At 67.3% G+C, this 12424-nt stretch carries 7 protein-coding genes and 2 pseudogenes; 5 read left to right on the top strand and 4 right to left on the bottom strand.

Annotated elements, in window-relative coordinates; all coding sequences use genetic code 11:
- Nucleotides 1–157: 157 nt before the first annotated feature.
- A complete protein-coding gene (locus ACYUED_RS00250; protein ID WP_491290304.1) occupies nucleotides 158–3331 on the top strand; it encodes a right-handed parallel beta-helix repeat-containing protein in 3174 nt (1057 codons plus the stop codon).
- Between the two features lie 55 nt (nucleotides 3332–3386).
- Nucleotides 3387–3512, top strand: a pseudogene (locus ACYUED_RS00245) (IS982 family transposase); the annotation flags it as partial.
- Nucleotides 3513–3775: 263 nt separating this feature from the next.
- Here the strand turns inward: ACYUED_RS00245 and ACYUED_RS00240 are convergent.
- Nucleotides 3776–4129, bottom strand: a pseudogene (locus ACYUED_RS00240) (transposase); the annotation flags it as partial.
- A 311-nt stretch (nucleotides 4130–4440) separates the two neighbouring features.
- Here ACYUED_RS00240 and ACYUED_RS00235 point away from each other — a divergent pair.
- Nucleotides 4441–5430: an ornithine cyclodeaminase family protein gene (locus ACYUED_RS00235; RefSeq protein ID WP_491290303.1), complete on the top strand. Its 990-nt coding sequence runs from the start codon at nucleotides 4441–4443 to the stop codon at nucleotides 5428–5430.
- Nucleotides 5431–5458: 28 nt separating this feature from the next.
- Here the strand turns inward: ACYUED_RS00235 and ACYUED_RS00230 are convergent, their stop codons facing one another.
- Nucleotides 5459–6973: a helix-turn-helix domain-containing protein gene (locus ACYUED_RS00230; protein WP_491290302.1), complete on the bottom strand. Its 1515-nt coding sequence runs from the start codon at nucleotides 6971–6973 to the stop codon at nucleotides 5459–5461.
- Between the two features lie 253 nt (nucleotides 6974–7226).
- Here ACYUED_RS00230 and ACYUED_RS00225 point away from each other — a divergent pair, with 253 nt between their 5' ends.
- Both ACYUED_RS00225 and ACYUED_RS00220 read left to right on the top strand, forming a co-directional pair.
- Complete coding sequence (locus tag ACYUED_RS00225) at nucleotides 7227–7625, top strand: hypothetical protein (RefSeq protein ID WP_491290301.1); 399 nt, start codon at nucleotides 7227–7229, stop codon at nucleotides 7623–7625.
- A 578-nt stretch (nucleotides 7626–8203) separates the two neighbouring features.
- Nucleotides 8204–8836, top strand: a complete 633-nt coding sequence (locus ACYUED_RS00220; protein ID WP_491290300.1) for an RICIN domain-containing protein — start codon at nucleotides 8204–8206, stop codon at nucleotides 8834–8836.
- A gap of 368 nt (nucleotides 8837–9204) precedes the next feature.
- On the opposite strand, the gene ACYUED_RS00215 is transcribed toward ACYUED_RS00220, so the two are convergent.
- Both ACYUED_RS00215 and ACYUED_RS00210 read right to left on the bottom strand, forming a co-directional pair.
- Complete coding sequence (locus ACYUED_RS00215; protein ID WP_491290299.1) at nucleotides 9205–9510, bottom strand: hypothetical protein; 306 nt, start codon at nucleotides 9508–9510, stop codon at nucleotides 9205–9207.
- A 448-nt stretch (nucleotides 9511–9958) separates the two neighbouring features.
- Complete coding sequence (locus tag ACYUED_RS00210) at nucleotides 9959–11986, bottom strand: S8 family serine peptidase (RefSeq protein WP_491290298.1); 2028 nt, start codon at nucleotides 11984–11986, stop codon at nucleotides 9959–9961.
- Nucleotides 11987–12424 lie beyond the last annotated feature (438 nt).

Below are 12424 nucleotides of genomic sequence, written 5' to 3'. Positions count from 1 at the left end.
GTGGTCAGTAAATGCCACAGCATACATCTTGCGGATTATGTCATTCATATGATGAAGTTCGTCCGCCCCGGCGAAACGCCGGTGAAACACGGCCGAAGTCCACCGGATCGCGACCGAGATGGGACCAGGCACGGTGCGCATCACCGAAGGAGCCCTCGTGCTTTCACTCCGAAGAAAGATCCCATCACGCGGCCCCCGGCCGCGGATACGCGCCGCGGCCGCGGCGACGGCGCTCGTCGGCGCCCTGCTCTCCGCAGTCACGTCCGCCGGAACGGCGCAGGCGGCGACCATGACGACGCTCTACGCGGCGCCGAACGGCACGGGCACCGCCTGTTCTGCCAGCCAGCCGTGCTCCCTCACCCAGGCCAAGGCCAATGTGCAGGCCATCAACGGCTCCATGACGGGCGACATCACTGTCGTGCTCGCCGATGGCACCTACCGGCTGACGGCTCCGCTGACCTTCGCCTCCGCCGACTCCGGTACCGGCGGCCACACGGTGAACTGGAAAGCCGCGCTGGGCGCGCACCCCGTCATCACCGGAGCGCAAAAGGCCACCGGCTGGACCCTGCAGGACTCGGCGAAGAACATCTGGAAGGCCGACGTCGGGACCGGGTTCGACACCCGGCAGCTGTACGTCGATGGCGTCTTGGCGCAGCGGGCCCGCTCCACGGTCAACCGCTCGGACCTGACCGTGACCACGAGCGGCTACACGTTCACCAACAGCGCGCTGAGCTACCTCAACAGCCTTGCGAACCCCGGCCGGACCGAGATCCACAGCATCGCGTCCTGGACCGACCGCTACTCCCCGGTGTCCGGCATCAGCAACGGCACCATCACCATGACCCAGCCCGCATGGACCAACAACACCTTCGGCTGGGACACCCTGGAGCGCCCGCTCCGGTCCGGCCCGCTCTACATCGAGAACGCCTATGAGTTCCTCGACACCGCCGGCGAGTGGTACCTCGACACCAACACCGGCACCCTGTACTACAAGCCGCTGCCGGGGCAGAGCATGAGCACCGCGGACGTCGAGGTGCCGAAGCTGCAGTCGCTCATCGACGTCGGGGGAAGCTATGCCTCCCCCGCTACCCACATCACCTTCGCCGGGCTGCAGTTCTCGGGCACCAGCTGGCTGGGCCCGAGCGGCAGCAACGGCTACGCCGCCCAGCAGACCGGGACCTACCTGGCCGGCACCTGGTCCGCCCCGTCGGACCGGCTGACCTCCTGCAGTGCAGGCTGTAAATTGTTCGAGGCGACCCGCCCGCACTGGAACCAGATGCCGGCCGCCGTCCAGGTCTCGGCCGCCGACCACATCACCTTCACCGGCAACCGGTTCACCAACCTCGGGCAACTCGCCCTCGGCATCGGCCAGGACGCCAACGCGCACGCCACCGGCGTCGGACTCGGTGCCGACACCATCACCGCGACCGGGAACGTCTTCGCCCAGGACGCGGGCGGCGGCATCGTCGTCGGCGGTGTCCAGGCGGACGCGCACCACCCCAGCGACAGCCGGATGACCAACAACAACATCACCCTGAGCGACAACGTCATCCACGACGTGGCGATCGACTACCGGGACATGACGGGCCTCCTGGTCACCTACGTCAACGGCGCGAGCGTCTCGCACAACGAGGTGTACAACGTGCCCTACTCCGCCATCAACATCGGCTACGGCTGGGGTACCAACGACCCGGGCGGCAGCCCGGAATACGCGAACCGCGGCCTGTACGACTACCAGCCCGTCTACTCGACGCCCACCACGGCCCAGAACAACACCGTCACGGGCAACTACATCCACGACATCATGCAGCAGATGGCCGACGGCGGCTGCGTGTACACCCTGTCGGCCTCGCCCGGCAGCACCATCACGGGGAACTACTGCCTCAACACCAACAGGTACTACGGCCTCTACCACGACGAGGGCTCCCGGAACTTCACCAACACCAACAACGTCGTGCGCAACACCGGCCAGTGGCTCTTCGTCCACAACGGCTCAACCCACAAAACCGGCGCCCTGACCGCCACCGACAACTGGACGGACATCGACAACGCCAACATCAGCACCAACGACGGCTTTGGTGACACCGTCAGCGGCACGGTGACCGTCGCCAACGGTGTCTGGCCGTCGGGTGCGCAGACGGTCATGAACGCGGCCGGTCTGGAACCCGCGTACCAGTACCTCAAGTCCCCGGTGACCGCTCCCTACTCCACCTTCGCGGTGAACTCGCCGGCCACCTTCAGCCAGGCGAACGGCCAGTTCGCGATCACCGAAGCCGGGACCGACGTCTGGGGTGCCGGCGGACAGCACGACGACCAGTACGGGGCCGTCTACCAGAGCCAAGCGTTCACCAACGGCACCACCGTGACCACCAAGGTGAGCCAGTTGGACAACACCAACCCCTGGGCAAAAGCGGGCATCATGGTGCGCAACAGCATCGACGGTGCCGGCACCTCAGCGGGGTACGCGGTCATGGCCGTGACGCCCAGCAACGGAGTCGTTCTCGAATACGACTCCAACGGCGACGGATACCTCGACTCCGAGAAGAAGACCACGGGCATCAAGGCCCCCGTCTGGCTGCGGCTCACCCGCACGGGCACCCAGGTCAGCGGGTACTACTCCACCAACGGGACCACCTTCACCCAGGTCGGCACGGCGGTGAACCTGTCCGGGGCCAACACGACCGAGGACGCGGGCGTCTTCCACACCTCCCACAACGTCAACGTCCCGGGCACGGCCACCTTCGGCAACCTGAGCATCACCACGCCCCCGTTCGCCGGATACGCGAACATCCCGGCCATCCTCGACCAGCACCAGAGCCAGATCGCGATCACCGGCACCGGGGCCGACGTCTGGGGTGGTACGCCGCAGCACGACGACGAGTACGGGGCCGTCTACCAGAGCCAGTCGTTCAGCAGCGGCACCACCGCGACCGTCAAGGTGGACCAATTGGACAACACCAACCCCTGGGCGAAGACCGGGATCATGGTCCGCAACGACATGACGGCCCCGGGCAGTTCAGCGGGGTACGCGGTCCTGGCTGTGACGCCGAGCAACGGAGTCCTGCTCGAATACGACTCCAACGGCGACGGATACCTCGACTCCGAGGCGAAGACCACGGGCGTGAAGGCACCGGTCTGGTTGCGGCTCACCCGCACGGGCAGCCAGGTCAGCGGGTACTACTCCACCAACGGGACCACCTTCACCCAGGTCGGCTCGGCGGTGAACCTGTCCGGGGCCAACGCGACCGAGGACGCGGGCGTCTTCCACACCTCCCATGACAACAAGATCTCGGGTACGGCCAGCTTCAGCGGCCTGAGTATCACTCCGTAGCCAGTTCTCCATCAGACGGGCAGAGGGTGTTCAAGGTCATCTTGTGACGTAAGACTTGAACACCCTCTCGACCACACCGTACGTAAAGATCGACGACGACTTGGGAAGACCGCGACGGATGGGCAGACCACCCGTCCCGACCGACTCCGAACTGCTCTGTGCCGCGGTCGCCCAGTCGATACAGGCGTAGCGGCCAAGCACGACGGCGTCCTCCGGACCTGAGACAAGGGGTTCACGGGCCGAGCCTTCCAGACGCTACGGGGCGAGTACGGCATCACGACGCCGCGGCCGTCCCGCAAGGACGAGAAGGCCCGCTACGGCGAACCGATGGTTGAAAAGGTCCGGCAGCTGATCGAGTCCGTCAACGACACCCTTCAAGGGCCGGCCCCGACCCTACTTGCCAGTCACGCGCGAGAGGCAGACACCTAGGCGGTTTCGTTTGGATCATCGGGCGGACCAGAGGAAGATGCCTGCGATGTGGAGTCCGGTCAGGTAGATGGTGGCTGTCTTCTCGTAGCGGGTGGCGACGCCTCGCCACTGCTTGAGGCGCTTGATGCACCGCTCGACGGTGTTGCGCTGTTTGTAGGTCTCGCGGTCGAAGGCCGGTGGTCGGCCGCCTCGGCTGCCGCGTCGCAGTCGGTGGCCGCGTTGGTCCGCCGGGACAGGGATCACGGCACGGCTGCCGCGTCGGCGCAGGTGTTCGCGGATCGCGCGGGACGAACAGGCCTTGTCCGCCAGGACCACGTCCGGTCGGGTGCGCGGCCGGCCCCGTCGGCGGGGAACCCGCAGGGGCCGCATACCTGAACGTGCCTGAGCATCAATCCGGCCAGTGCCGCTCGGCTCGACCCCGCACGGAAGCGGGCACGAGCCGATAGGGACCGAGCCCCACCTGGTGAGAGTGCGGTTCACAGGGCCGAACAGTGGGTCTGCGGCGCGCTCATGGCCAGAGCACGGCATGTTGTCGGCGTACACGCTGATGTGGTCAGGCGCGTGCGGATGAGCATGCCCACGAGCAACGGCGTGTCGTAGCCGGGGCAATGGGGGAGTGCGGTTGACGCTTTGGCTGTGCGGTCGTCGGCCGGACGACCGGCATCAGGAGGTTGAGGCGCATGCTTGTTCTGGGCCGCTCGCAGGTCGAGGCCCTGCTCGACGTGGACTCGCTGATCGATGCCCTGGCCCCGGCGATGGCAGACCTCAGTGCGGGCCGCGCCTCGGTACCGGACCGCGTCGCCGCCCAGGTGCCCGAACGTGATGGATTCCTGGCGGCCATGCCGGGCTTCCTGCCGTCGGCCGGGGTGCTGATGACCAAGCTGGTGTCACTCTTCCCGCACAACGACGGGGCACGGTTGCCTACACATCAGGCGCTGATCGTGGCGTTCGATCCGGACACCGGCGAGCCCACTGCGCTGCTGGACGGTACGGCCATCACCGCAGCGCGCACCGGCGCCTGCTCCGCGTTGTCGGCGCGACTGCTGGCCCGCGAGGACGCGACCGTGCTGGCAGTGCTGGGCACCGGAGTGCAGGCCCGGTCCCACGCCCGCGCGATCTGTCGGGTCCGCCCGATCCAGCAGATCCGCGTCGCGGGCCGGGATCCGGCGAAAGCCGCTGTCCTGGCCGCGGAACTCTCAGCCGTACTGGAGGGCGAAGTCCAGGCCGTGTCCAGCTATGCTGCGGCGCTCGACGGCGCGGACATCGCCGCCGCGACGACGCACGCAGTCGAACCAGTGATCCGCCGTTCCTGGCTTACACCCGGAGTACACATCACGTCCGTGGGATACAACCCGGCCGGCCGCGAGATCGACGACGCCACGGTCACAACGGCGCTGGTGTGCGTCGAATCGCGCCAGGCCGTGCTTGCCCCGCTTCCTGCGGGCAGCAATGACCTGCTCATGCCGATTCGCGACGGCCTCATCACAGCCGATCACGTGCACGCCGAACTGGGCGAACTCATCGCCGGCAGCAGACCGGGGCGCACCACACCGGACCAGATCACCCTCTACAAGTCGGTCGGCGTGGCAGCGCAGGACGCCGCGGCCACGGCCCTGGTCGTCGCCTCCGCCCGCGAGCAGTCAATCGGGGAGGAGATCTCGCTGCGGTGATGCCACTAGAGATCCTTAACGGTGCGGGTTAGTCGTGTCGTGACGGGTGGCTTGGTTCGGCCAGGTCGAGGGCGCGTAGTGCGAGCCATTGGTCATGGGTGGCGCTGGGGGACCTCAGAAGCGAGCGTTTGAGCAGTGCTTCGCTACGTGTCAGGCGCTTGCGTACGGCGGATGCCGAGATGGACAGTGCGGTCGCAGTGGGGCCGATGCGTGCGTCGAGGCGCAGCCAGGCGGTGAGGGTCTCCGCGATGCATGCCGGGACGTCGGGCGCGGTGACGGGACGGAACTGCTGTTGGGCCCACGCCCCGACGCGGGGCAGCAACAGGAGCTCGTCCAAGGTGGGCAACGTCTCCCTTGCCCGTATGGCATCGCCCTCTGGCGGGTGCAGGATCTGTGCGGCGATGGTGCGCAGAGCGAGTGCCAGTGCGGCTTGGTCGGCGAGCCGATGCGGGTCTAAGCCGAGCAGTTCTTGGATGCATGTCAGGCGCGCGCTCAGGGTGTTGCGGTGAATATTCAGGTGGGCCGTCGCACGGGAGTGGAAGCTGAGCCATGACGCGGCGGTGGCCAGCAGTTCCGCGCTGTCGGGGTCCTGGGCCCGCCTGGCGCGGTGGGTACGGATCGGTGAGAGGAAGGCCTCGGCCCAGGTTGCCGCATCAGGCCCGATGGTCAGTGCCAGGTCGGGGCTGGCCGCGAACGAGGCCTGTCGTTCGGGGCGGCCGCGGGCTGCGGCGAGAGCGTGGAAGGCCTGAGCGTAGCCGGTGGCGGTTTCTCGCAGGGGCACGGCACTGCTCTCTCCGATCCAGCAGGCGGCCGCCAGCTCGGGGGGCCAGACCGGTGCCGGGGCGCCGTCACCGGGCACAAGCATGAAGAGGTGGTCGGCGTACACCGGGCACGGCACGATCCATGCGCCTTCGGCCACATCGGTGAGTTCCCTGACCAGTTGGCCGCGAATCTTCGGCGGGCCCTCGATGACGTACACCCGCACCATCGCGTGCAGAGCCGGGCGCAGCGCCCCCGCGATCTGGCGCGCGGCGGACGTATGGCCGTTCAGCAGCAAATGCAGGACTGCTTCGCGCGTCCCGGCTTCGGCGATCCTCAGCCGACGCTGCTTGCGCCGAGTGTGTTCCGCCAGCCAGCTCAGACTCAGCACGGATGTGGCATCCGCAAGCAGGAGCGGCAGTTCAGGTGGTGCCGGCCGGGGCACAACGGCAGCGAGAAGGGGCGCGGCGGCACCCCGCGATCCGTCGAGGGGAAGGACGATGCAGGTGAGTCCGTCCTGGTCGATGGCAACAGACCCCAGCCGCCGCTCAGTTAACTCGCGTGCACCGCGCAGCGCGAGACCATGCTCGGCGTCGCCGAGGGGAGCGTGGGCCGCAGTACCCGCAGAGTCCACCAGAAAGACGGTGGCGCCGGTGCGGGCCGCCAGCCAGCGAAGCACCGGCTTGGTGCCGCCCTTGCGGGCCGCACGCTGCATATCCAGCACGTCGTCGGCCCGTCGAATCCGTCCGACAGCCACCGTGTCCGCACGCAGATCACCGTGCATATCGCCCCCCGAGAGACTCGCAAGTCGGTTCGGTCGCAGAGTAAGCAGGCGCTGGCAGGGGCACAACAAGGCTCGCTGTGCAGACCGACAGCGGAGGAACGGCTTCACAGAACGAGGCGGACAACGGCTACGGCGGAGAAGAGTTCAGCACCTGGGCCCAGGACACCCTGGGCATCACGATCAAGGTCGTACCCCGTCAAAAGGCTTCGTTCTGCCGAAGAGGTGGGTGGTGGAACGAAGTAACTCGAGGACGATGCGGGCTCGACGCAACGCGTACGTCATCGAGGGACCGCACACGGTACGCAGGGCGGTCGCGGACACGTGGGCCAAGGCGGTCGACCGCGCGTGGATCGTGCAGTGCCATCCGCGCCACGTCGAGCAGCGCGGGCCGCAGCGCTCCCGCGACCTGGCGTGTGGTGGTCACCTGACCGTTCATCAGCAGGTGCAGGACGGCTTCCCGGATCCGCGCATCGGCGTCCGGGAGCCGGCGCTGCTGCTGCCGGGTGTACTCCAGATGCCAGCAGAGGCTCAGGCGGGATGCGGTATCCGCGAGCAGGACCGGCAGACCGGGTGGCATCGGCCGTGGCAGCACGGCCGCGAGAAAGGGCGCGGACGCCTGATGGGCCGTCGAAAGGAAGGACGACGCACGTGAGGTCTTGCTCGTCGATGGTCACGGACCTGAGCCCTCGCGCGGTGGCCTCCCGGATCCCGTGCAGTACGAGATCGTGCTCGGCCCTGCCGAGGGGCAGCGGGGCGGGGAGGCGACGGCGCCCGAGCGGTTCACCAGGAGGACAGCGGCCCCGGTACGGCTGGCCGGCCGGCGGAGCAGCAGCGCGGTCCCGCCCTTTCGGGCTGCACGCTGCATGTCCAGCACGTCGTCGGCCCGCCGAGCCCGTCCAACTGCCGCCGTGTCCGTCGGATCATGACCGTGCATGTCACTCCCCCGAGAGACTGCCGAATCCGTCGGCCGGAGGGTATCCGGAGCTCTGCCAAGCGGACAAAGGGGCTCGCTGTGCGGTCTGGCACCGGAAGGACCGCCTCACTGTGCAACCACGTCCTTCGCACCCCCTTCATCCGCCGTAGGTTCAGCAATGCCCCACCCGATGCCGGGCCGGGCATTGGAGGGGCGATCCGGCCGGACGTACCGGGCGTGGCACCGCATGTGTGCCCAGGCGAACCACCACTCGCCGTACTCCCATCACAGGATCTTGTCCGATACAGGGGGAAACGATGAAGAAGACCGTCAAGCTCAGTGCCGTGGCGGCGATGGCAGTGCTGGTCATGGTCGACGTGGGCATGGGGACGGCCCACGCGCGCCCGGGAAACTGGCAGCTTCACACACCCTTCGCGGGCAACATGTGCCTGGACGCCGCGTATGCGTCCGGCGACCCGCACCAGGATCCGTCGAAGGACGGTGACAAGGTGCAGATGTGGGTCTGCAACGACCAGGCGCAGCAGGGGTGGATCTTCCACCCTGTCAGCACGCCCAGTGGCGTACCCGCGTTCACCATCACCAACCAGCGCAGCGGTCTGTGCCTGGACATGGACATCAGTGGTGGCACCTACCACAACATCCCCAACGACTACAAAGGACACCGGGTCCAGCTGTGGCACTGCATCACCAACAACGGACACCCTGAGGCGAACCAGGTCTGGTACCAGCTCTCCGGTGACTACGACGGGTGGGCGCGACTGCAGAGCGGCTCCGACTCCGGCGGCACCTTCAACTTCATGGACGCCCAGAACTACGGCGGCACCGACCCGTCGCAGAAGGGGGACCCCGTGCTGGTCTGGGACTACTACTCCCCGACCTTCCCGGACGGACGACATGGGGACGCGCCCCAGAACTGGAACTGGACCTGACCACAACTACCCGGGGTTCAGTGCGCTGACCACGATTCGGGCGACTCGGCAGAGTAGCGACGGACGTTCGTTGCGGAGTTCCGCGAGGGGCCGTACGGATCGTCACCGAGACCGGCAAGACCGTGGTCGAGGTCGTAAAGGATCTGGGGATCAACGAGACCACGCTGGCTACACTACTGAGGTCTTCTGCCTAACGAGCTCGTGCATGGTTGGCGGTGAGACGTCGAGCTCGTGATCGTTGATCATGGTCATGTGGTGGGGAACGCAACTCGCGCAGTGATCATCAGCAATCGTCGGATCACGGGACTGACGGCCGATGTGATTGCTGAACTCGTCGCTGAGATCGGCCCGTTGTGGCACGCGCGCCATCAGGCCAGCACGTCATGAGTGGTGCCATGACGCAGACTCACCAGCGTGGCCAGCAGTCGGTCGACAAAGACGAACTTGTGCTTCGCCCCTGCTCCTACAGCCCGCCGCCGGGGCCGCGCCGTGAGCCGGCCCTGATGCTGCTGATGCCACAACGGCCCTACCTCAGCAATGAGTTCACCGATCACATCCCGCGACAGCCCGGTGACCCGGTACTCCGCCACGATCAACCCACGCGTCCCAGCCCCCACCATGCACCGTTCAACGAACCCCGGGATGGTGTCCCGCCGGGTGGTGTAGCCGATCAAGTCGCCGGAATCCGCAGGTCGGCGGCGGTGGCTCCGCACGACCGGGCGCTCAACTCGCCCCAGCAGGACGGCTCATGGACCGCTGGCTCGGCCGAGATCGGCTGGAGCCTCGTACCGGAACGCCCAACCCTTGATCCTCTACACCACGACGCGGGACGCGACCAACCCCGGAGCGCCGAGCCACGGCCAACCGTGCACGAGGTCGTTAGAGACAGGCTATTCCGGACTTGAGCTTGAAGGTGGCCCCAATCCCCGAGAGCGCTGCGTCTCTTAAGTAACAGCAGCGGCCTGGAAGTTCCCGTGATACTCAGCGCCGCGACCGCGACCTGGGCTACTGCGGTCCCAGTCGACGACGTAAGAAAACGGACGCGTCTGTCACGAAGCCAGTCACGGCTCCGTGCAGGGCACTGTCTCGGCCCGATGGGCCGAGACAGTGCCCTGGTGCGAGTCAGAGGATGCGCCACGCGACGGCGTACGGCTGGGTGAACTGGGTGATCCGAAAGGCACTGACGATGACTTCGGCCTCCCCGGCGGGGATCTCCCCCCAGTGCACTTGTTCGACGTTGTTGACGCGGTCGAACCCGGGATCCGTGCCCATGTTGCCGTGGCGTTCCTGACCCCCTGCGCGGACGATCAGGTCAAGGTCGTTTTGCAAGGCCGGGCCAGGGGGGTCCGTCCAGACGAGTGTGACCTTCAGGGTGCGGGGCGCGCCCTCGGGGATCGTAATGTTGAACCCACGCTCTTCTCCCTGGTCGAGCTCCTTGGCGTCGGTGAAGCCCGCCTGGCCGGCATCGGTCGGGAGGACGACGGCGCGCTGGAGGTTGACGATGCCGAAGCCCGAGCTGTTGTTGGGGGAGGGGCCCGCCTCGGAGGGGAGGTACTGGCCCTTGAGCTCATCGGCACCGTTAATCAGCATGGCCTTGATGAGCGCGGCACTGGGCTTCGGTGTGCCGTTCTTCACCAGCGTCTCGCGCAGCACCGCCACACAGCCGGCGACCAACGGGGTGGCCATGCTAGTGCCGCTGTCGAACATGAATGCGGGATCTGCGGAGACGCCAAAGAGACCGTCGTCGGACGCGATCCGTGAGCGCGTCGAAAGGATCGCCGTGCCGGGGGCGACCACGTCGGGCTTGAGTCGCCCCTCCTGGGTCGGGCCGCGGCTGCTGAAAGCCGCCATCCCAGCGGGGTTGTCCGCCATCCGGTCGCCGTGGATCGGTGGGGCGGGGTAGGAGAGCGGCCTCAGGGCGTCATAGGTGTGGGGGATCTGGGGGCGGTCGCCCTCGCTGGCGCCGACGGTGATGATGTTCTTGGCCCCGGTCTCCCCGCTGACGGCCCTCAGGTTGATACGACCATCACCGTCCCGGTCCGTACCGTCGTTGCCCGCGGCGAAGCAGATGACGAAGTCCTTGTTGTCCCAGACGAACTGATCGACCTCGCGTGCGCTCTTGTTGTACGGAAGGCCCGGGGTAATCGGGCCCCACGAGTTGGTGTGGATCCGTGCCCCGTCCTCCAGGAAGGGCTGCTCGAACAGGTGACGCAGGTTCCGCGGGATGCCGGACAGCGAACCATCCTCGGCCAGTGTGGACTGGAGGACCAGTCTCGCCTCGGGTGCCGTGCCGGTGATGGCTCCGCCCATCGAAGCGGACGTCCCGTCGCCGAGGACGGAGCCCGCTACGTGGGTGCCGTGCCCATCGGGGTCGTCCGTTCGCGCGGGGCTCTTACGCCCCAGGGCGATCAGGCGCTTGACCCGGCCGGTGAAGGCAGGGTGCACATTGGTGGTGGACCCCTTGTCGAACCCGGTGTCGGCGACACACACGATCTGGCCCTCGCCCCGGAACTTCGTGCCGTTGAGGGACACGTGGGCGTGCATCAGGTTCCCCGCGACGGTGTTGTACAGCACCCTCTCCGGGACTTCCTCGATCTCCCTCACCTCGTCGAGCTCGGCGAGCGCGGGCAGGTCCTCCTCACGGACCGTCACGCGTACCTTGTCGCCGTCGGGCTCGACGTCGCCGGGACTGACACCAGCTGCCGCCGCGAGCCGGTCCCGTAGCCTGTCCGAGCTCACCTCGACGTCCTGATGCAGGACGATGTCGATGGTCCGGGTCCGAGAACCCACCGCCTCCATGGGGTCGGACAGTACGGCGACCCCCGGGCGCAGCCGCTTCGACCGAAGCGACTGGGCGATCTTGAAGCCCTTGAAGTACACGTCCGCCCAGGCCACGAAGGGCAGGGCGCGCACGGCATCCAGATCTGCAGGTCGGAAGCCACACAGATAGGTGTCGTCCGGAATGTATTCGTGGATCACCACCCCGAGCGCCGTGAGTTCTTCCTTCTCCTCGGCTGTGGGCGGGTGTGTGGTCTGGACGAGTAGGTAGTTGGACGCGGAGGCGTCCTCAGACACCAGCGATGCGGTGGCCAGGTCATCGGCCTGGGCCTGCGGGTCCACCGTCACGCCGTTGATGGTGATGCGGGACATGCCGAACTCCCGGAGGGGGGTGGGAAAGGAGCGCACGGGCAGCGATGGCGCACCGGCACTGCCCATGCCGACCACATCGCCGAAGCCCATCTGGACGGTGGCACGCCGAGCTACGCAGGCCGCTTCCGTTTAGCCCACACGCTAGGCGTGGGGTCGGCGCCCGGCACCTGGAGCACCAGGGAAGGCCCCCATCTGGGCCCGATGTTGCTCCGAAGGGAGCGCTCTCGCCAACAGGTGGTTTCAGGCGCGCGTGTACTGGTTCGGCCTGTCCGCTGCGGCCCACTTTCCTACAGCTGAGGCCGCCTTGGCGGTGTCCCGATGGGCGACGGCTCCTCAGCCGGCACTTCCCTGAGGACAAAGTGGTCCTTCACTCGAATGCTCCTTTAGGCAGGCCGACAGCATGCGACTGGGCAGGAGATGCGGCAGCGTCACGACGGC

The sequence above is a fragment of the Streptomyces sp. DF42 genome, from assembly GCF_058267695.1.
This window is presented reverse-complemented; position numbering and strand designations above follow the sequence as displayed.

Coding starts and splice junctions, on each gene's coding strand:
- ACYUED_RS00225 (WP_491290301.1), top strand. CDS start 7,227: ATGCGGGCTCGACGCAACGCGTACGTCATCGAGGGACCGCACACGGTA.
- ACYUED_RS00220 (WP_491290300.1), top strand. CDS start 8,204: ATGAAGAAGACCGTCAAGCTCAGTGCCGTGGCGGCGATGGCAGTGCTG.
- ACYUED_RS00235 (WP_491290303.1), top strand. CDS start 4,441: ATGCTTGTTCTGGGCCGCTCGCAGGTCGAGGCCCTGCTCGACGTGGAC.
- ACYUED_RS00230 (WP_491290302.1), bottom strand. CDS start 6,973: ATGCACGGTGATCTGCGTGCGGACACGGTGGCTGTCGGACGGATTCGA.
- ACYUED_RS00210 (WP_491290298.1), bottom strand. CDS start 11,986: ATGTCCCGCATCACCATCAACGGCGTGACGGTGGACCCGCAGGCCCAG.